At 42.5% G+C, this 21,476-nt stretch carries 19 protein-coding genes; all 19 read right to left on the reverse strand.

Features of this window, described 5'->3' with window-relative positions; all coding sequences use genetic code 11:
• Positions 1 to 19 precede the first annotated feature (19 nt).
• The 19 genes from ABIE66_RS19830 to icd all read right to left on the reverse strand — a co-directional run bounded on the left by ABIE66_RS19830 (position 20) and on the right by icd (position 21,475).
• Positions 20 to 514 (reverse strand): GNAT family N-acetyltransferase, encoded by a 495-nt coding sequence (locus tag ABIE66_RS19830; RefSeq protein WP_370016022.1) that lies wholly within the window; start codon positions 512 to 514, stop codon positions 20 to 22.
• Between the two features lie 52 nt (positions 515 to 566).
• The gene (locus ABIE66_RS19835; RefSeq protein ID WP_370016023.1) at positions 567 to 737 is read right to left on the reverse strand and encodes a hypothetical protein; all 171 of its coding nucleotides are present in this window, start codon (positions 735 to 737) and stop codon (positions 567 to 569) included.
• Between the two features lie 105 nt (positions 738 to 842).
• Positions 843 to 2,774, reverse strand: coding sequence for a threonine--tRNA ligase (thrS, locus tag ABIE66_RS19840; protein WP_370016024.1), 1,932 nt, complete (start codon positions 2,772 to 2,774; stop codon positions 843 to 845).
• A gap of 413 nt (positions 2,775 to 3,187) precedes the next feature.
• Positions 3,188 to 4,024: a sporulation protein YtxC gene (gene ytxC / locus ABIE66_RS19845; RefSeq protein ID WP_370016025.1), complete on the reverse strand. Its 837-nt coding sequence runs from the start codon at positions 4,022 to 4,024 to the stop codon at positions 3,188 to 3,190.
• 121 nt (positions 4,025 to 4,145) lie between these two features.
• Complete coding sequence (gene dnaI, locus ABIE66_RS19850; RefSeq protein WP_289325987.1) at positions 4,146 to 5,084, reverse strand: primosomal protein DnaI; 939 nt, start codon at positions 5,082 to 5,084, stop codon at positions 4,146 to 4,148.
• Positions 5,071 to 6,483, reverse strand: coding sequence for a replication initiation and membrane attachment family protein (locus tag ABIE66_RS19855; RefSeq protein WP_370016026.1), 1,413 nt, complete (start codon positions 6,481 to 6,483; stop codon positions 5,071 to 5,073). Before ABIE66_RS19855 ends, dnaI begins: the two co-directional genes overlap by 14 nt.
• 64 nt (positions 6,484 to 6,547) lie before the next feature.
• Positions 6,548 to 7,009, reverse strand: a complete 462-nt coding sequence (nrdR, locus tag ABIE66_RS19860; protein WP_063232877.1) for a transcriptional regulator NrdR — start codon at positions 7,007 to 7,009, stop codon at positions 6,548 to 6,550.
• A gap of 245 nt (positions 7,010 to 7,254) precedes the next feature.
• Complete coding sequence (speD, locus tag ABIE66_RS19865; RefSeq protein WP_034311443.1) at positions 7,255 to 7,635, reverse strand: adenosylmethionine decarboxylase; 381 nt, start codon at positions 7,633 to 7,635, stop codon at positions 7,255 to 7,257.
• Positions 7,636 to 7,990: 355 nt separating this feature from the next.
• Positions 7,991 to 9,028, reverse strand: coding sequence for a glyceraldehyde-3-phosphate dehydrogenase (locus tag ABIE66_RS19870; RefSeq protein ID WP_289334599.1), 1,038 nt, complete (start codon positions 9,026 to 9,028; stop codon positions 7,991 to 7,993).
• A gap of 159 nt (positions 9,029 to 9,187) precedes the next feature.
• Positions 9,188 to 9,787, reverse strand: a complete 600-nt coding sequence (coaE, locus tag ABIE66_RS19875) for a dephospho-CoA kinase (protein ID WP_289315394.1) — start codon at positions 9,785 to 9,787, stop codon at positions 9,188 to 9,190.
• Positions 9,788 to 9,811: 24 nt separating this feature from the next.
• Entirely contained in the window at positions 9,812 to 10,444 is a 633-nt protein-coding gene (gene ytaF / locus ABIE66_RS19880; protein WP_289315393.1) for a sporulation membrane protein YtaF, read from the reverse strand.
• A 79-nt stretch (positions 10,445 to 10,523) separates the two neighbouring features.
• Positions 10,524 to 11,354 (reverse strand): DNA-formamidopyrimidine glycosylase, encoded by an 831-nt coding sequence (mutM, locus tag ABIE66_RS19885; protein ID WP_289334598.1) that lies wholly within the window; start codon positions 11,352 to 11,354, stop codon positions 10,524 to 10,526.
• 19 nt (positions 11,355 to 11,373) lie between these two features.
• Positions 11,374 to 13,998, reverse strand: coding sequence for a DNA polymerase I (polA, locus tag ABIE66_RS19890; protein ID WP_370016027.1), 2,625 nt, complete (start codon positions 13,996 to 13,998; stop codon positions 11,374 to 11,376).
• A 126-nt stretch (positions 13,999 to 14,124) separates the two neighbouring features.
• The gene (gene hflC / locus ABIE66_RS19895; protein ID WP_289315390.1) at positions 14,125 to 15,057 is read right to left on the reverse strand and encodes a protease modulator HflC; all 933 of its coding nucleotides are present in this window, start codon (positions 15,055 to 15,057) and stop codon (positions 14,125 to 14,127) included.
• A complete protein-coding gene (gene hflK / locus ABIE66_RS19900; RefSeq protein ID WP_289327362.1) occupies positions 15,054 to 16,088 on the reverse strand; it encodes an FtsH protease activity modulator HflK in 1,035 nt (344 codons plus the stop codon). Before hflK ends, hflC begins: the two co-directional genes overlap by 4 nt.
• A 257-nt stretch (positions 16,089 to 16,345) precedes the next feature.
• Positions 16,346 to 18,124, reverse strand: coding sequence for a two-component system histidine kinase PnpS (pnpS, locus tag ABIE66_RS19905; protein ID WP_370016028.1), 1,779 nt, complete (start codon positions 18,122 to 18,124; stop codon positions 16,346 to 16,348).
• A complete protein-coding gene (locus ABIE66_RS19910) occupies positions 18,121 to 18,840 on the reverse strand; it encodes a response regulator transcription factor (protein WP_370016029.1) in 720 nt (239 codons plus the stop codon). The genes pnpS and ABIE66_RS19910 overlap by 4 nt, the downstream gene beginning before the upstream one ends.
• Before the next feature lie 256 nt (positions 18,841 to 19,096).
• Positions 19,097 to 20,032, reverse strand: coding sequence for a malate dehydrogenase (gene mdh / locus ABIE66_RS19915; protein WP_370016030.1), 936 nt, complete (start codon positions 20,030 to 20,032; stop codon positions 19,097 to 19,099).
• A 126-nt stretch (positions 20,033 to 20,158) separates the two neighbouring features.
• The gene (icd, locus tag ABIE66_RS19920; protein ID WP_289325995.1) at positions 20,159 to 21,475 is read right to left on the reverse strand and encodes an NADP-dependent isocitrate dehydrogenase; all 1,317 of its coding nucleotides are present in this window, start codon (positions 21,473 to 21,475) and stop codon (positions 20,159 to 20,161) included.
• Position 21,476 lies beyond the last annotated feature (1 nt).

Consider the following 21,476-nt stretch of genomic DNA (forward strand, 5'->3'; position numbering starts at 1 on the left):
TATTTGACAATACGTTTTTTCAAAGTAATTTGGACAAAAAATATTCATCATGATACTTCCCATCAAAAAACAGCGATTCCCGTTTTATTCCTTCTTTTTCAAAACCCATCTTTTCATATAAGGAAAGCGCAGGGGCGTTGGTTGCAATTACGGACAGTTCCAGGCGCCTGATTTCGTTTGTCCGTGCATGCTCCTCCATTTTCTGAAATAACTTCGTACCGATGCCTTTTCCTCTATCCTGTTCGGCGATGCCGATGACGATTTTGGCTGAATGTCTGGTTCGGCTCAATTGATTGCCCAATAATATTAGGTAACCATTCAAATCATGGCCGCTCGCAGCAACGAGAAAAACGGAAAGGGGATTTTTTTCGATTTGCTCCAGTTGCTTTTCCATTTGGTTCCCCGTCGCTTTTCTTTCCCCAGGGTTGAACAGCATATATCCGGAATCTTCAACATGATTGAATAGAGCTGCCAATTTACCCGCGTCTTCCCTTGAAGCCCTTCGAATTTCCATTTCTCCCACTCCCCCTTTGGTTACAGGCCATACTGATCGAAGCCATCAAAAATCAAGAGTTTTCTTTCGCCTTTTTCTTTTTCTCAATGTTGTCCCAAGAAAATAGGGCTATCCAAAAAAGCAGGACCGGGACAATGGCATATTGCCGATAATCATCCAATAACAATAAGATGATTATGGCAAGGAATGTTGGCCCGAATAGATAAGTGAATTTCCTTTTCATGCTGACCCTCCTTTTCATTGCTGTACATATATTCACATGATGGTTTCATTTTATCATGCCTTACTTAAAAAGAGGGACACAATAATATGTGCCCCTCCATTGCTGTTAGCGGCTTACTTCCGCTTTAATCGCTGAAACAAAATCTTCAAATGCGATCGTTTCCGATTTTTGTTCACCGTATTTACGTACGTTCACGCTGCCTTCTTTGGCTTCATTGTCTCCAACAACCAGCATGTACGGGATTTTTTGCATTTGCGCTTCACGGATTTTATAACCGATTTTCTCGTCTCGTGTATCCAGATCGACACGAATGCCTTGCGCTTTAAGTTTTTCCTGCACTTCTTTCGCATAATCCAAGTGCACTTCAGGTGAGACCGGAATCACTTGTGCTTGGATAGGTGCCAGCCAAGTCGGGAATGCCCCCTTGTATTCTTCGATCAAGTAAGCGACAAAACGTTCCATAGTAGAAACGACCCCGCGGTGGATTACTACCGGGCGGTGCTGCTTGCCGTCTTCACCGACGTAATTAAGATCAAAACGTTCAGGAAGCAAGAAATCAAGCTGAACAGTGGATAGCGTTTCATCTTTTCCTAAGGCAGTACGCACCTGAACATCAAGCTTAGGACCGTAGAATGCCGCTTCACCTTCCGCTTCAAAGTAATCCAGACCAAGTTCATCCATAGCACCTTTTAACATGCTTTGGGCTTTTTCCCACATGGCATCATCATCAAAGTATTTTTCTGTATCCTGCGGATCGCGATATGACAGACGGAATGAATAATCCTTGATATCGAAATCTTTATATACTTCCAGGACCAGGTTCACAACACGCTTGAACTCTTCTTTGATTTGATCGGGACGGACGAATATGTGCGCATCATTCAATGTCATCCCACGTACGCGCTGAAGGCCGGAAAGGGCACCTGACATTTCATAGCGGTGCATCAAGCCAAGCTCGGCAATTCGGATTGGCAGTTCGCGGTAGCTGTGGATACTGTTTTTATATACCATCATGTGATGCGGACAGTTCATCGGACGCAGGACAAGCTGTTCATTTTCCATCTCCATGACAGGGAACATGTCGTCCTGGTAATGATCCCAGTGTCCAGATGTTTTATAAAGGTCCACACTTCCCATTACAGGTGTGTAGACATGGTCATAACCCAGGCGTTCTTCTTTATCCACGATATACCTTTCGATTGTCCGGCGGATTGTCGCGCCTTTTGGTAACCACATCGGCAACCCTTGCCCCACTTTTTGTGAGCTCATGAACAAGTTCAATTCCTTGCCGATTTTACGGTGGTCACGTTCCTTGGCTTCTTCAAGGAAACGTAAGTGTTCGGATAAATCTTCTTTCTTATAGAAAGCCGTACCATAAATGCGCTGAAGCATTTTGTTTTTGCTATCGCCTCTCCAGTATGCACCAGCGATGCTCAAAAGCTTGAATTCTTTGATTTTCCCAGTTGATGGAACGTGAATTCCACGGCAAAGGTCAAAGAACTCCCCTTGCTCATAGAGCGTTACTTGCTGTTCCGCAGGAATCGCATCGATCAACTCCAGTTTATACTCGTCGCCTATTTCTTTAAAACGGGAAATGGCCTCATCACGACTCACTTCGATACGGGAAATTTCCAAGTTTTCATTGACGATTTTCTTCATTTCTTTTTCAATCAATGGAAGGTCATCGGGAGTCAATGATTCCTCTAGATCTATATCGTAGTAAAAACCGCCCTCGATGACTGGCCCTACACCGAATTTAGCATTTTTGTACAAACGTTTGATCGCTTGTGCCATCAAGTGTGCTGTACTGTGACGTAATATTTCAAGAGCATCGGCTGCGTCCTGTGTAACGATTTCGATTGTACCGTCTTGTTCAATCGGGCGTTTCAAATCATATAATTCACCATTGAATTTTCCGGCAATGGATTTTTTCCTTAAACCAGGACTGATGGATGCAGCGATGTCTTCAGTTGTAGTGCCTTTAGCAAACTCCTTGACCGCTCCGTCAGGAAAAGATATTTTCAGTAATTCAGACATACAGTTTCACTCCTTCTTATTGTTCAAACAAATTAAGGGTTTTTGATTCCATTACAACACAAAAAGCCCGCCCCTGTATAAAACAGGGACGAGCTTAGTAATAAATATCATTAACCCGCGGTTCCACCCTCGTTCCATCTTGCTTTTCACGGCAAAACGGCACTTGTAACTTGGTAACGGCAGCTTCCCGTCAGCTCATATTCGCAGAATGCTTGCTTTCCGAGCCGAAGTTTAAAGGTGGTAAGTGTTCCATGCGAATAGGAAGCTTACAGCCTGTTGGCTTCCCTCTCTGATAATCGGCGACTAGAATACCCTTGTCCTCATCATAACTTTTTGTTTTTTAATAGTATGTAGGAAATTATAATTTGTTATACGGTGAAAATCAAGGTTAATTTTCTTTTTCCCAAGAAAGATCATTCAAATGCATTAGAAAAAGACGAAAGTGGCAAGATGGTCGCCCGTTCTTCGAAAATCCTTGAAATGGTCTGGATCAGCCCCTCTTCCTTGTCATCGGTATAGATACACAAGTTTTCAGGAGCAATTGATAAAAGTGGGGCAAGTATCACCGTATCTAGAAAAAGTGAACTTTTGGCAAGAAGCCTCCTGTCGATCATACTATTGATTTTTGGTCGGTCGAGCTTGCTTAATTTCTGATCATAGAAGTGAAAACCATCCCGATTTACGAGGTGAAGCTTTCTTAATTTCGACTCCTGCCCCTGAAGGCAATCACGGAGAGTGGCAATGAAATTTTGATAATCCTGTTCCAACTTGTATTCATCAATCGCCTTGACGACATACTTTTCCAAAGTTTGCTGAAATGATTTTAAGCGGAAAGTCGTAAAAGAATCGAATGAAAAAGATACCTTCCCCGCCAAAATGCTTTGTAGTCCTTCCTCAATCAATCGTTTCTCCGTACTGAATACTTCTTCTTGATTCCTTGCACGTTCCCCTTCAATGATGGATGAAGCAATCTCAGTGATGGCTTCAATTTCTTCCCGTTCCCTATAAAAAAATTTACCGACTATTATTTGCTCCAGAACAGGAAGCGTCTTTTCTTCCAATAAAAAAGAATGAAATGCATCACGAAGCAGAATTAGCCATTTATCACCTGAAGACTCCGTCATATCCACATGCATGCCTTGTTGCGGAAGAAATCGAATGTATGGTTGAAATTCTGCCCCTAGCGGATGGGCAGAAACGAAATTCAGTAATTTCAATGCCTCTGAATCGTTTTGAAACGAAATTTGCACTACGACATCCCCCCTTCCCCCTTGCTTCTTTTTTCATGTATATGGGGATGGGGACGTGTTTAGAAGTAGGATGGACCTTGTAATAAGAAAAAAGTGACCTCCATTAAGAGACCACTTTCCTTTATCTTCTCCGATTCACGCCATCCAGCTTGACCGGCTCCGCTAAATATTGAATTCGTTCCAGTACCCTGGCCGCCTTCACTTCTTCCTTCTCACCACGCTGTGAAAAGGTTAGGTGATTCTCCAAGCCATTCATGTCAAAATTCGAAGTAAAAAACGTCGGCAGGTTTTCCAGCATCCTAAATTGCAAAATCGGACCAAAAACCTCATCGCGTCCCCAGCTCGTCATGGACTCCGCTCCAATATCATCCAGCATGAGGACAGGTGCCGTTTTCACCATCTCAATTTTTTCATTGACCGTATTATCACCTATCGACCCTTTAAGTTCCCTCAAGTAGTCAGGCACATAGACAATAAGGGAGGAAATTTGCCTTTCTGCAAGTTCATTGGCAATCGCACCTAATAAATAGGTTTTCCCAACACCGAATTTCCCGTATATATATAAGCCTTTTTGCCTTTTACCTGGCTCATACTCCATAATGAACGACATCGCCTTACTTAAAACACCCAAGCGTTTGTTTTCATCATCCGTTTGAGTGAAGTCCTCGATGGTCGCCTTTAAAATATCCTTCGGCACGTAAAGGCTGCGGATCAATTTTTCCCGTTTCCGCTTTTCATCCTCTGCGAATTTCCGCGGGCAGATTTCATAATTCAGATTCAAGGCCTTCCCTTGAACGACCAATTTAGGATAATACCCATGCATCATATTGATGCAGCCATCCAAGCTTGGACATTTATCACACTTATTGCTTTGTGAAGTGAACTCATAAAGCTTACCCAAGTTTTTGTCTATCATTTCCTTCGTGACAGTCGAACTGTTGGCATTCAAAAATAACCGCACCTGTTCGTCTTCAAAAATCTCCTGTTTCAGCTTTTCATAACGCTCTTGAAATTGGTTTGTATTGGCCAATTTATTAAGGGATCTATTAATCTTTTCCATCGTTCATTTCACCTCCAGCTTTCCACTGCTTCCATTTCTCCTGAAGCTCACGTTTCTGGGCATTCAATTCAGGCTGATCCGCATTCTGCTCCTGCGGTGCTTCTTCTTTTTTCTCAAGCCACTCCGGAACCACTTCTTCCCGTATCGTCTTTTTCCGGCCGCCCTTCGCAACATTCCTGCTTCCTTGAGCCCAGTCCTGATATTTCCGGTGTTCATTTTTAGCCAGTTCCATCGCCTCGATGACCGTGGAGACCTTCAGCCGTGCCCAATGGCCTGCCAGCTTTTCCACATAGCCCTTCGTGAACTTCATATCCGTTTTGAGCATGACATATTCAATCAAGACATTGACGACACCCGGATTCAGCTTTTGATTGATCATCACGCCCTCCACCACTTTCAAATCACCGCTTGATGGCTCAGCACCGCCTGACAATTGCATCAGCCGCTCCCTTGGAGAAATCGTCTCCAAATGACGGATCAGCTCTTGTTCCTGCGTTTTCGGTTCTTCTTTTTGTGTCCGTTCACGGATCGGCTGCACGCGATTGACAAGGGAAGGCATATCGGCCTGCCGTTCGATCTGATACCAGTCCCTCGCCGCCTTCCTAAGCATTTCCTCATCGATCTCATCATCCAATGAAACGGCATCCATTACTAGTTTTTGCATTTCAAGCGGATCAATGCCATATAAAAAAGCAAGCTTGGCAATCGTACTTTTTATTTTCGGGGTAAAGGCCTTTTTCGGTACGATCGAGGATTTCATCCCGGCAAATAAAAGTTCAAAATCAAATAAGTTGTCAAACCCCGTTGGTTCGACGCCATCCGCCCGATCGATGAATTGCTGTTCAGGCATCGGTTTCCATTCATTTTTCGCTTCATCCGTTACATATAAAGAGTCCAAGTGATCTGATGAGAATACCTCCGCAAAAGATTTAGTCACACTTTCATATTGATCCGTTAAGATATGATCATCACAAAAGAATCTCTTCAACCGGTTGAATTGTACTTTACCTATTTTTTTGTATAAGTAGATATTCAGCATTCCATCCGTGAAAAATTGCTGGGGGGAAAGCGGCGGGTTTAACTCATAGATAAATTCCTTCGTGTCATTCTCCGATTTCTTATATACATTCAACAAACCGATTCCCTCAAGTAAAAGCCGTGCTTCGTAAATATCACCTAACTTAAGGCCGATGGTATTCATTAATTGATAGTGTGAGGAGGTTTCCGACCATAGCCTGTTTTCCTCCAACTCACTCCACAACGTCATATAAAGGCTGATACAGATAGGTCCAATAAGAGGTTGATATAGTCGGGTCAGTATTTTCCGATCATAATCATGAAGCAGCCCCGCAGATGAGACCAAATATGAATCCGCTGGGAGCAATTCTTGCCAATGCATTGACATCTCCATTCAAACCTTTCAAAAGATGTAGTGAAAAAAGAGCCAAAGTAAATCTTCAGCTCTACTTTCTTTCTTTATTTATTAAATCTTTCAATTCATCGATAAAGACATTGATGTCTTTAAATTGCCGATAGACGGATGCGAACCGAACATAGGCCACCTCATCGACTTCTGCCAGCTTATCCATCACCATTTCGCCGACACTGTCGCTTTTCACTTCCGCTATGCCCTGATTGCGCAGTTCTTTTTCTACATAACTGGTAATTTGCTCTAGTTCTTTCAAGGGAACCGGACGTTTTTCGCAAGCCCTGATTAAGCCACGCAGGATTTTATCACGACTGAACTCTTCCCGTGTCCCGCCCTTTTTCACTACAATAAGAGGTGTTTCCTCCACCTTTTCAAATGTCGTGAATCGAAAACCACATGCCTCACATTCACGGCGTCGTCGAATCGATTTACTTTCATCGACTGGCCTGGAATCGAGCACTCTTGTTCCGTTATATTGACATGATGGGCATTTCATCATTATCAGCTCCGTATTTTATGTAGGACTCCCCTATCTAAATGTTCCCCAAGGAATTACTTTTCTACCTTAATCTTATATTAAAAGGAACGGCCAGTACAAGTAAAAAGTGTAACTTCCAGCAGTAGGCACTTTTTGTCATGCACTTGAAGCACCTTTATCAAAGTCTTTTTGTTCATGGCTATCTTACCCTATAAAATTAAAAAAGAGATGCACCCATGGCATCTCTGTGTATACGTGTTTTTTTATAGGGCACTTATATTGGCTTTTTTCATTTGTACAGGACCTAATCCACGTGGTAATTCTATGTTTTCACGTGTTTGCGCGTTCAAAGCTTCTGCAATATAATCTGCCGCAATATTCGGATCCAAGTTACCGCATGTATAGACATCAATGCTAGCATAGCCGTGTTCTGGAAAACTGTGAATCGTTAAGTGTGATTCAGAAATGATGACAACCCCACTAACTCCTTGTGGAGCAAACTTGTGAAAGGCAACTTCTCTTACCTCTGCACCTGATTTCAAAGCAGCATCAACAAAAATCTTTTCAATTAAATCGATATTGTTCAGTTTTTCAAAGTCACAACCCCAAAGTTCAGAAATGACATGTCTACCCATAGTTTCCATAGTGTAAGCTGTTTCCATATTAAGCTTCCCCCTTACCATGATTAAAAATTAAGTCTGATAACTACCACGGGGGAAAGTTAGTCCAAAGAGGTCCTAACCCTTTAAGTAGCCATCATGCAAACCGCTTTTGAAGAAGTTCACGATTCATAGTATATATGGTTTGAATTTTTTTTGCAACTCCAAATTAAATTTTTGGAAAGATAAACTTTAAATGTAATAGGGTTATAGTGAAGGGTCAAATTTGAGGAAGATTACTGTTTTCGGGTTTATTCAACGCCTTAAAACCGCCAGAATTGATTGATCAATGAATGAAAAATAGCCCGCTAAAAAATTTTAGCAGGCCCGTTTATATTCATTATTTTACTGTTAACTCGACTTCTGAAGTTTTTTTCAACTCGGACGCAACTAATTTCACAAGGTCCACTACCCGGTTGGAGTAACCCCACTCATTATCATACCAAGCCAGGACTTTCACTTTCCTGTTCCCAATCATCATCGTTGTCAAACCATCGATGATGGCAGAGTGAGGATTAGTTTTGAAATCGCTGGAAACTAAAGGTTCCATCGTGAATTCCATGATTCCTTTAAGTTCATTTTCCGAAGCGTCGATGAACGCTTGGTTCACTTCATCAATCGTGACATCACGGTTTAGGTCCACAACAAGATCGACTAGAGATACGTTAGGTGTCGGTACGCGTATCGCCATTCCATGAAGTTTGCCTTTTAATTGAGGCAACACCAGGGAGATGGCTTTTGCAGCCCCTGTGGTGGTAGGAATGATGCTTTCCGCAGCGGCACGGGCTCGTCTTAAGTCTTTGTGCGGGTTATCGATATTATTTTGATCATTTGTATAAGAATGTATCGTTGTCATTAAACCGTTGTTTATGCCGAATTTTTCATCAAGCACTTTTGCAACCGGTCCAAGACAGTTAGTTGTACAAGATGCATTGGATATGACAAAATGCTTGTCGATTTCCAACACTTCCTGATTGACTCCCATGACAATGGTAACGTCTTCATTTTTACCCGGCGCAGATAAAATCACCCTTTTTGCCCCTGCTTCTAAATGAAGAGCCGCTTTAGAACGGTCATTAAATTTACCCGTAGCTTCAATTACAATATCTATGTTCATCTCTTTCCAAGGCAATAGCTTTGGATCGCGGTTATTTATTAGTTTTACTCGGCGGCCATTCACTACAAGTGAATCATCTTCCGCTATAATGATACCGTCGAATTTACCATGTATCGTATCATATTTTAGTAAGTGGGCTAAAGTTTCAGCAGGATAGCTTGCATTAATGGCAACAATGTCCAAACTCTCATCTAATATGGCCTTTCGGAAAACCATTCTTCCAATTCTCCCAAATCCGTTAATCGCTATTCTTGAATTCATTGTTCGGACCCTCCAAAAAATATTAATGTTATACTTATTACCTTTCTTATGTAATTAGTATAACATAATTCAGTTGAATTGTGCTAATAAAAATGCGGATTGTTCTTATTTTTTCAACATAAAAGGAAGAAACCCTGAGGTTTCTTCCTTTTATCACAATTATATGACATGCCAATCGCTAAGTATGGCCTTCACTTGCTTCTTCGTATCATTAATGTCTCCATTATTGTCGATGACGGCATCCGCTAAAGCCTTTTTATCGGCCAAGGGCATTTGCGAATGGATCCTGGCAAGTGCCTCCGTCTCCGAAAGACCATTCCTGTTCATTAATCGTTTCAGTTGAACTTGCTCATCCACATATATCAAAAGCGTCTTTTCCACCATGAATGTCAGCTTACTTTCAAATAGGAGCGGAATATCCATGAACACAGTTTCTTCCCCTGAAGCGAGTGCCTCTTCCGTCTTAAGGCGCATCCAATTCCTGACGGCAGGATGCACGATGCCATTCAATAGCAATCTCTTTTCCTGATCATGAAATATTATCGACCCAAGCTTTGCGCGGTCTATATTCCCATCCTTCAATAAGATATCTTCACCAAATGCCTTCACAACTTGATGATAGGCTTCTTCACCTGGCTCAACGACAGCACGGGAAGCCAGATCTGCATCCACAATCGTGAATCCCAGTTCCTGTAAATAGAGGCTGACACTGCTTTTCCCACTGGCGATACCTCCGGTGATTCCGATGATTTGTCCCATAAGCTCCCCCTTTTAAACCACGTATCATAACTTGAATAAACCGATGATGATCAATAGTACACCTGGAAGAAAGGTCAAATGCTGGACAACTTTATTATTTGAAAGCAGTTTCCCGCTTTGAATTCCGCTCCAAATGAAAATCGAACTCATAACAGCGATGCATCCTGCGAGGATAATCGGTGAAATCCCGATCATAGCCGCTCCGACTCCAGCTCCGAACGCATCCAGCGAAAGTGCAAACCCCAGAACAAGCGCTTCAATACCGGTGATCGTACCTGATTTATCAAAATCGGCATTCAATGGTTTTTGTAAAATATTAATGACTACCCCAAGTGATTTAATTTCAAAATTAAAGATGATCTTTTCATGGTATCTATCATCTTTCAGATCTTTTTCAGGCTTAAAATACTGGTATACCATCCAGGCACCAAGAAAGATGAGGATGATGCCCCCCGTTTTTTCAGCCGCCCCGATAGATATGAGCTGGCTGATGAATTGTCCGATGACCATCGCTATACCTAAACTCAATGCAGAACAAAATGAGATGACCGCTATTGACTTTAAGGGGATTTTCATCTTCCGCATACCGAATGTCAAACCTACGCCAAACCCGTCAATACTAACTGCAAAAGCAAGAAAAATAATTTGTAGCCACATCGGAATATTACTCCTTCCCTTCTCGTTGCTACCCTAGTATATGGAAGGAGCCCATCCGATGTGTTTGAAAAAACATTAGCTAAATAAGCGGCTGGCACAACGGGCAAATATGTGTGCCGCGTCCTCCAACAACCAGTTTTTCAAGTGGCGTGCCGCATGTTTTGCAGTTCTCGCCCTTTCGTCCATAGACATTCAGCTCCAACTGAAACATGCCGATTTGCCCTTGAGAGTTTAGGTATGAACGAATCGTGCTTCCGCCTTTTTCCACCGCTTCAGCTAACGTTGCAATGATTTCTGCATGCAACGTTTTTATTTCCTGCAATGATAGTGAAGAAGCGATTCTCTCCGGATGGATACCGGAACGGAATAACGACTCGTCCACATATATATTCCCAATCCCAACGACAACCGTTTGATCAAGGAGAACCGGCTTGATTTTCCTGTTGGTTCTTGCCAATTTCGCACTAAGCCCCTCGACAGTAAAATCTTCAGATAACGGTTCAGGCCCTAAATGCAATAGCGGCAACCGCTCAAGTTCTTCCCCTTTTGCAAACAGATGCATCGTACCGAATTTCCGGACATCCCTGTATCGAAGTTCACTGCCATCCGTGAAGGTGAAGATTACATGGGTATGCTTATCGTAAGGCTCTTCTTTTGGATGCACCCCGTATTTCCCTTCCATCCTTAAATGCGAAACCATCGAATAATCATCCAATGTGAAAATGAGGAACTTGCCCCGACGGCCTATACTCTGTATCGTCTGCCCCCTTAAAGCATCCTGAAACTGTTCGACAGGCTCAGGCGCTTTAATGATCTTTGGCCAGAAGACGGACACTTCCTTGATCTCTTTTCCGAGTACGAGCTGCTCTAACGTTCTTCTGACTGTTTCCACTTCTGGAAGTTCTGGCATTGCAATCACCTATCTTTTATTATTTGGCATCAAACCATGTCGGCCCGAAAGCATAATCCACCTTAAGGGGCACGTTCAATTCAATGGCATTTTCCATTTCCTCAGGAACGATCACCTTAAGGATTTCTAGTTCCTCAGGAGGTGTTTCAAAAATCAATTCATCATGCACCTGAAGAAGCATTCTCGTTTTCAGCCCTTCACTTTTCAGGCGCTTATTCATATTTATCATCGCAAGCTTGATGATATCCGCGGCACTGCCTTGAATCGGCGTGTTCATCGCTGTCCGTTCGGCAAAGCTCCTGATGTTGAAATTCCTGCTAGTAATCTCAGGTATATATCGCCTTCTTTGCATCAGGGTCGTGCTATACCCTTTTTGACGGGCTTCATGTATGCTTTCTTCCATATATTCCTGAACACCAGGAAAGCTCCTTAAATACTTCTCGATGAACTCTCCAGCTTCTTTTCTCGTGATGCCAAGACTTTGAGATAGCCCGTAATCACTTATACCATAAACGATTCCGAAGTTGACCGCTTTGGCTTGGCGCCTCATGTTCGAAGTGACTTCCTCCGCCGATACATGGAACACATCCATAGCTGTCCTTGTATGGATGTCCATCCCGGCCTGGAATGCTTCCACCAATCCGCTGTCATTGGCGATATGCGCCAGCACGCGTAACTCGATTTGAGAATAGTCAGCAGCAAAAATGATCCAATCCTTTTCGGAAGGAATGAATGCCTGCCTGATTTTCCTGCCTTCTTCCAGTCTGATCGGGATATTCTGCAGATTGGGGTCTGTAGAACTTAACCGGCCGGTCTGGGTCAATGCTTGGTTGAACCGGGTGTGAACCTTGTCCGATTTACCATTGACCACTTTAAGCAAGCCTTCAATATAAGTCGATTGCAACTTACCAAGCTGGCGGTAAAGTAATATTTCCTTAACGATATTATGCTGGCTCTCCAGTTTTTCCAGCACATCGGCTGAAGTCGAATAACCTGTTTTGGTTTTCTTCATGACCGGAAGCTCCAACTTTTCAAAAAGGATGGCCCCAAGCTGTTTAGGTGAATTGATATTGAAAGCCTCTCCAGCCAAATCAAAAACTCGTGCTTCGATGGTTCTTAAACGAATGGCTAATTCCTGCCCCATGTTTTTCAGCCGGCCTATATCCACCTTGATGCCCTGCCATTCCATATTCGCCAGGATGATCGACAGTGGAAGCTCCAGTTCCGTTAATAGATGATATTGCTCGAACTCTTGCAGCTTATCGATCATCGGTTCTTTAAGAGAAAGGATCGCCTTTGATTTTCTGGCGATATGCTCACTTAGTTCAGCTTGCTCAGGTATCTTGCGTTTTGCACCTTTCCCATAAAAAACATCATCGGTTTCAAGACGGATTGTACCTTGAGTTTTCGTGATTTCTGCCACTTCGTCCACTGACTCTGCCGGATCCAGGATATAGGAAGCCAAAAACACATCAAAATCGATGCCTTTTATTTCGACGCCTCGATGACGGAGTGCCACAACCGTACGCTTCGCATCGAAAACCGTTTTCTTTTTTGTTTCATCCTCTGCCCAAGTTTTAAATGCCGCGGAACTCAGGGCATCATCTCCATGGAAGTAAAAATGACCTTGTTCATTACTGATGGAAATCCCGATAATATCTGCACGATGATAATTATCTTCTAAAGTCTCAACATATAAAGCACTTTCATCTGTAAACATTCCTTCTGTCATTTCACCCGTGTGAACCTCTATCTTTTCCTGTTCAAGAGGTTCACTTTCCGTTACATCCAATTTATCGAGCAAAGTAGAAAAGCCAAGCTCTTTATAGAATGAGATGACTCGATCCTGATCTATGCCACTGTACTCGGTCTCATTTACAGAAACCTCAAGCGGAGCTTCCCTCGTAATTGTAGCCAGCTCTTTACTTAATAGGGCCAGGTCTTTATGTTCTTCTATTTTTTCTTTCAATTTTTGTCCGCTTACCTCATCGATCGACTGCAGAAGGTTTTCCACCGTTTCAAATTGATGCAATAACTTAAGTGCAGTCTTTTCACCAACACCCGGTATGCCGGGAATATTGTCTGAGGCATCTCCCATCAGCCCTTTTAAGTCAATGATCTGCAAGGGGGATAGACCGTATTTTTCATGTATATGCTTTGGAGTGTATTCCTCAATTTCAGTAATCCCCTTTTTCGTGATGGAAACCGTCGTACTTGGGGAGGATAATTGTGTTAAATCCTTATCACCGGAAATGACCTTCACTTCAAAACCATCTTTTTCCGCTTGTAAAGAAAGCGTACCGATAATATCATCGGCTTCGTAGTTCTCCAGTTCATACCTTTTTATTTGAAAACAATCAAGCAGCTCGCGAATGAATGGAAATTGCTCGGATAATTCAGGCGGCGTTTTTTGGCGTCCTCCCTTATATTCTTTAAATGAGGCATGCCTGAATGTCGTTTTACCCGCATCGAATGCAACAAGTATGTGCGTTGGCTTTTCTTCTTCAAGGATGCGGTTGAGCATCATGGTGAATCCGTACACGGAATTCGTATGGACCCCTTTATCATTATTCAAGAGCGGAAGCGCAAAAAATGCACGGTAAGCAATGCTATTTCCATCTATGAGTACTAACTTTTTATCCAAATCCGTCTTCCTCCAGTCATACAGGTTTATGTAGTTTTAGCTTCTATTTAAAACGCAAAAAGCCGTTCATTTTCTTTCTCTATTCTACCATGAGTAGAAGCGGAAAGAAAAATGACGGCGACGCGGTTATTTAGTATTTCCCATTAACAAGCTGGCATAAGGGGAATCCGACGGCAGGATGATGACCGTTTGATCTCCAATGGTTTTTTTATAGGATTCAAGAGTCCGGTATAGTTTATAGAATTCGGGGTCTTTGGAAAACGACTTATTATAGATTTTCGCTGCTTCCCCTTCTCCTTCAGCCCTGATCACTTCTGCATCAGCTTCTGCAGTCGAGAGCAATTCTTTCACTTTCCGATCAGTATCCGCAATGATACGGTTTTTCTTCGCATCACCTTTGGATAGGTACTCTTGCGCTTTCGATTCCCGCTCGGAAATCATCCTCTTGAAGACGGATGCTTCGTTTTCGGCGGGCAGGTCAGTCCGCTTTATCCGGACATCCGTCAAGCTGATGCCATAACTGTCCTTTTGCAGCAGATCGTTGACTTTATCCGTTATGCGGTCGTTTAAACTTCCCCTGGATGACTTCTCATCATTGATGATTTCATCATAATTCAGCTGTCCAAGCTCTGAACGAACTGCCGAATAGATGAACTCTTCCATTTTCGTTTCGGCATTCTCGAGCGTCCTTGCATTTGTAATCAATTTCTTCGGATCTTCTATTCTCCATACTGCATAGTTATCGATCAACATCCGCTTTTTATCTTTCGTATTGATTTCCGCTTCAGATACATCAGAACTCATCTGATACTTCGGCAAGGTCATCACACTCTGAATGAATGGCACCTTCGCCTTTAATCCCGGGGACTTATCAATCCTTACCACCTCTCCGAATTGACGGACGACTTTATATTCGCCCTCTTTGACGATATATACATTGGTGAAGATGATTAGCAGCAACGCGATGAAAATAATCAGGAAAATGCCAAATTTCACATAGCCTCTCCAATGAAAATCACCTTTTTTAAGCTCAGAGAAATCTACTATTTTTCCGCTCATTGTTTAACGCCCCCTTCCCCTGTCGCTTTTTCTTCCGATGCATTCCCTTTTTTCGTTCCTTCTTCAGGTGTAGCGGCTTCATCAGGAGCAGGCGTTTTTTTCGTTTCTTCCTTTTCAAGCGGGCGAAGCGGCAAGTACTTCATTGTGTTTCCATCATCATTCATGATATAAATCTCCGCATTCGGCAATACTCCTTCGAGGGTCTCAATAATAAGGCGGTCCTTCGTAATCCCCTTATTGCCCTTATACTCACTGAGTAATTTTTCAAAGACCGCAACATCCCCACGGGCAGCTTCCGTCCGGGCAGCTTTATCCCCATTAGCCTGTGAAATGATGGCGTCTTTTTCCCCTTCCGCTTCATTCATCCGTTTATTTTCATATTTATCCGCTTCGTTGACTTTCGTATTTGCCGTTTCACGGGCATCCGTTACATTGGTAAATGCTTTCCTAACTTCTTCATTCGGTAGCTCCACATCCTGGAGTTTAACCGCTGATATGGAAATCCCAACATCATATTTTTCCATTAGCTGTGACAACAAATCCCTTACATCCGCTTCAATTTGCGCTTTTCCAGATGTAAGTGCATCATCGATTTTCGTACTGCCGATAATGCTCCGTAACGCGGCTGACGTCGTATCATATAAAATTTTCTCAGGATCATCTGCATTGTACAGATATTTTGGAGGGTCTGTTATTTTCCACTGCACCACTAGATCTGCCAGCACAATATTTTCATCACCCGTAATCATTTTGGTCTCACTCGGGTAATCCTTCACCTCTCCATCCTCTTCCTTATATCCAAATTTAAGACTGAATGTTTCTTTCGATAATTTCTCGACCGATTGGATCGGCCAAGGCAGTTTAAAGTGAAGTCCCGGTTCTGTTATCGTCTGCTCCACCTCACCAAACGTCATTATGACAGCTTGATCGGATTCATCAACCGTGTACCAGGTCGATATCGCAACTACACCCAAAATTAAAATAAGAAAGACTAGTCCCGTGATCGTATATATCCTTTTTAAGCTAACGATATGTATCACCCCTTCTTTGCTGTGTTATATCTTATTTACGCAAGAAAGGGCCTAAAGTTTCATGAAAATCAAATATTTTCCTAAGAAAATAGGATAGAGGAATGGTTCCCGGGGAATTTAGCCAAAAATAAAAGACAGAGACTATGTGTCTCTGTCAATGTTTAACTCCTTGGATGAGGGGTTGTACAACCATTGTACCCCTGCATTATGAAGCGGGTTTTAAGAAATTGTAAAGGAAATGTAAATTGAGAAACCCGCTACATTTTTCCTTTTAAGCTTTTATTTAAAGTGACTGTAAAAGTCGTCCCCGTTCCAGGTGTGCTCTCCACGTTGATTTTACCTTTATGGACTTCTATTATATGCTTGACTATCGCAAGTCCAATGCCAGTTCCTCCTGAATCGCGGCTCCTTGCCTTATCGATCCGGTAAAACCGTTCAAAGATCCTCGGCAGTTCTTTTTCTTCGATGCCGATTCCGCTATCTTGAACCACAATATCAACCGTCTGTTCTTTCTCCAAGATGTTCACGGTGACACTCCCGCCATTAGGTGTATAGGTCAATGCGTTGGTTATCAAATTAATGAAAACCTGTTTGATCCTGTCAGATTCCCCTTCAATGAATACCGGTTCCCGTGATGCTTTAATTTCAAGCGAGACTTCTTTTTCCCTCAGCTTCCCAATAAGCATTTCCTGGATTTCGCCAAGCACTTTCGTAATATCCACGACGCCTGCGTTCAAAACGAATTCCTGTTGCTCCATTTTAGATAAATTCAGAAGCTCCTGAATGAGTTCTTGCAGCCGATCACTTTCTTTCAGGATAATCGATAAAAAGTGCTTTAAGGTCTTTTCATCTTTTAAAGCCCCATCCAACAAAGTTTCTGAAAAGCCTTTAATTGATGTAATCGGGGTTCTCAATTCATGGGACACATTTGCCACGAAATCCTTCCGCATCTGTTCGAGCCTTTTTAATTCGGTGATATCATGGAAAATGAGGAGGATCCCCTTCCATTCATCATGATTCCCGATGATTGGAGCCCCGTAAATCTCAAAATGCTTACGTTCGATGGCAAGTGGTATCTTCACCTGGCGTTTTATCGTTTTTTCCGTTCGAAAGATCTCTTCGATGATGGCAATCACTTCCTGATCTTTAATGACCGAGTAATATTCCTGAAACAAAAACGTAGCGGCGTTTACATGGAAGCTTTTCTTGAATTCACGGTTGATTAAGGTGGTATACCCTTTACTGTCTATCAGCAAGACTCCACTACCGATATTTTCAACAAGTGTTTCCAAACGATCCTGATTCATTTCCCTCGCTATCTCTGTTTCCTGAAGATTCCTCGCCAATATGTTCAAGGAAGTTGTCAGCATTCCCGTTTCATCTGAATGTCTCCCGAATGTCCGAGTTCCATAATTCCCTTTTGCCAGTTCAATGGCTGCCATCGTCGCTTCCTCGATCGGACGGGTATAATATGAAGTGATTTTACTCGCAAGCATGAGAATGATGATCAGGGCGACTCCTAAACAAATGATCAATATTTGCCACATTTGTTTATTCACTTGATTGATGGCCTCTATTTCATTGCTATGAACGACAAAACCTTCAATCTCGCCATCCTTTTCAACCGTCTTCCAATAATAATGGAGGTCCGATTCCCCTTCAACCACTTCATACCCTTCCCTATGCTTAAGCCCTTTTTCCAAAGTTATTTTTCGAAGGACATTGGCATGACTTTTAAGTATTTCATTGGATGATGTCGAATCGTATAATATTTCCCCATTCGTGGAGAGTATGGTTAAGTTCGAATCTAAAAGGGGTGTCAGTTTTGCCGTCTTGCCTTTTTCCAAAAAAGACACGATCCCCCCATGCTCTTGAATATATGTAGAAATGAAAAATGTTTCGTTCTGTATACGCTCATTGAACGTTTTAATATAATAACTTTTGAACAAATGTCCTAATAAAAAGCCCACGGCCATCAGGACGACCATCACTAGCGTGATAAGGGTATATAAGAGCTTTTTACGGTAGGTCGTCATTCTTTTTTAGGCTCCTCAAGCTTATACCCCAAGCCCCTTATCGTTTTAATATATAGAGGTTTTTTTGTATCCTTCTCTATTTTTTCACGTAGATGGCTAATATGCACATCGACGATTCGTGAATCTCCCGCGAAATCATAATTCCATACCGCACTGAGCAGTTGGTCCCTCGTCAGCACTCTGCCTTTATTCTTCGCCAAGTATAAAAGTAATTCAAATTCCTTTGGAGTCAATTCTAATTGCTGTTCATCAAAGAATGCTTCGTATCGTTCCGGGAATACCTTCAATTCCCCTAATTTCAAGAGACCATCTTCCTGATCCTGACCTGAGTCACTGCCGTTCGATTGAAACTGGGATCTTCTTAATATGGCTTTAATCCGGGCCACTACCTCCCGCGGACTAAATGGTTTGGTCAAGTAATCATCCGCTCCAAGTTCAAGTCCCAGCACTTTGTCAAATTCATCGTCCTTTGCCGTCAGCATCAAGATCGGTATATTGATTTTTTGCTGGCGAAGCTCCTTACATACTTCAAGCCCATCCATTTTAGGCAGCATCAAATCCAATACCACTAAATCGGGCCGTATATCCACAGCCGCCTGGAGCCCTTGTTCCCCATCCAAGGCCGTAATCACCGAATAGCCCGCTTGTTCTAAATTGTACTGAAGTAAGGTAACTATTGATTGTTCATCATCCACTACGAGAATTTTCTTTGACATTAGATCCTCCTGAATTATGTATTACCCCATAGACCAAATTCAGTCTACTCATCCACTTCCATTATAAAGAATATTATATGAAATTTACACATAAAAAAAACACATAGAAAGTTATTCCTACATTCAGCACCCCGCTAGAGTGGTTCGCGCCGTCTTTTGAAGCCGATAAAAAAACTGCCCGGAGAATGGAAAGGGGGCCTTGGCCTTCCCTTCCAGTATCCGGGCAGTCTGATCAAGAGATTGTTTTCACTATCCCTTATTGAAGAACTTGCATTACTGCTTTAACAGATTCAACTGATTTTGAAAGTGCCGCTTTTTCGTCTTCAGTCAATTCAAGTTCGATGATTTGTTCAATACCGTTCGCACCCAGTACAGTTGGCACTCCCAGGTAGATTCCTTCGAATCCGTATTCGCCTTCAAGATAAGCGATGGATGGAAGAACGCGACGTTGGTCTTTAAGGATCGCTTCAGCCATTTCCACTAGAGACGCAGCTGGTGCATAATATGCGCTTCCGTTCCCAAGAAGGTTTACGATCTCTCCGCCGCCAGTACGAGTACGAGCCACGATTGCCTCTAAACGATCTTGAGGGATCAATGTTTCCAAAGGAATTCCGCCAGCATAAGAGTAACGTACAAGAGGAACCATATCGTCACCGTGTCCGCCAAGTACGAAGCCAGTTACATCTTTGACGGATAAGTTTAATTCTTGAGCTACGAAAGTACGGAATCGAGCTGTATCAAGAACACCTGATTGTCCTATTACGCGTTCTTTAGGGAAACCCGATTCTTTATAAACAGTATAAGTCATTGCATCAACCGGGTTGGTCAATACGATGATTGTCGTGTTCGGGGAATATTTAACCACTTCTTTAGTTACTGATTTCATAACTTTTTGGTTAGTTTGCACTAAGTCGTCACGGCTCATGCCAGGTTTGCGAGCAATACCGGCAGTGATGATCACTACGTCGGAGTCAGCTGTATCCGCATAGTCGGATGTACCGATGATGTTAGCATCAAAACCTAGAACCGGGCCTGCTTCCGCCATATCAAGAGCTTTGCCTTTTGTAGGGTTTTCAGCTTGTGGAATATCAACTAAAACGATATCACCAAGTTCTTTTTGAGCTGCTAGGAATGCTGCTGTAGCACCAGTGAAGCCGGCACCAACCACTGTGATTTTTTTTCGATTAGACATGTTAATTTCCTCCTTAAAATATGTAAATACTTTTGGAATACTTTAAACATTTTCATGCACATATAATATAAGCCTCCTGGAAAGAAGCCCGTTAAGGCAATTTTCCAGAAAGCATATAAGCAATTATTATTTAAGGTTTTTGATAAGCTCGTCAGCGAACTCAGAACATTTAACTTCTGTTGCACCTTCCATTAGGCGGGCAAAGTCGTATGTAACAACTTTTGAAGCGATTGTTTGTTCCACTGATTTCGTGATGCTATCTGCAGCTTCGTTCCAGCCAAGGTGCTCAAGTAAAAGAACGCCTGAAAGAAGTACTGAAGATGGGTTAACTTTATCAAGACCAGCATATTTAGGAGCCGTTCCGTGAGTTGCTTCGAAAATGGCATGTCCAGTTTCGTAGTTGATGTTTGCTCCTGGAGCGATACCGATTCCGCCAACTTGTGCAGCTAATGCATCAGAAATGTAATCTCCGTTCAAGTTCATTGTTGCAACAACATCAAACTCTTTAGGACGAGTCAGGATTTGTTGTAAGAAGATATCAGCAATGGAATCCTTAACGATGATTTTGCCTTCAGCTTCAGCATCAGATTGTGCTTTGTTAGCAGCTTCAGTGCCTTCAGCATCTTTAATTTTGTCATATTGGTTCCATGTAAACACTTTATCAGCGAATTCTTGTTCTGCAACTTCATAACCCCAAGTTTTGAATGCGCCTTCCGTGAATTTCATGATGTTACCTTTATGAACAAGCGTTAATGATTTACGGCCTTCTTTGATCGCATAGTTAAGTGCAGAGCGAACAAGACGTTTTGTTCCTTCTTCAGAAATCGGTTTAATTCCGATACCTGAAGTTTCAGGGAAACGAATGTTTGTAACTCCGAATTCTGTTTGTAGGAAGTCGATTAATTTCTTAGCTTCGTCAGAACCTTTTGCATATTCGATACCAGCATAGATGTCTTCAGTGTTTTCACGGAAGATGACCATGTCAGTGTCTTCTGGACGTTTAACTGGTGAAGGTACACCATCGAAGTAACGTACTGGACGTAGACATACGAATAAGTCCAATACTTGACGCAATGCAACGTTCAATGAGCGGATACCGCCACCGATTGGAGTTGTAAGGGGTCCTTTAATAGCGATTAGATATTCGTTAATGACATCAAGAGTTTCTTGCGGAAGCCATTCGCCTGTTTGGTCAAATGCTTTTTGTCCAGCTAAAACTTCTTTCCATTCGATTTTCTTTTCGCCATTGTAAGCTTTTTCAACTGCTGCGTCTAAAACGCGAGAAGCTGCTGCCCAGATATCAGGACCGATTCCGTCTCCCTCAATATAAGGAACGATTGGGTTGTTTGGTACGTTAAGAGCACCATTAGTAACTGTGATTTTTTGGCTTTGTGTCATGTCTCTTACCTCCGATTCAAATTCAAAGGTTAGATGGCCTGCCATT

This window comes from Peribacillus sp. B2I2 (genome assembly GCF_041261685.1).
GTDB lineage: Bacteria > Bacillota > Bacilli > Bacillales > DSM-1321 > Peribacillus.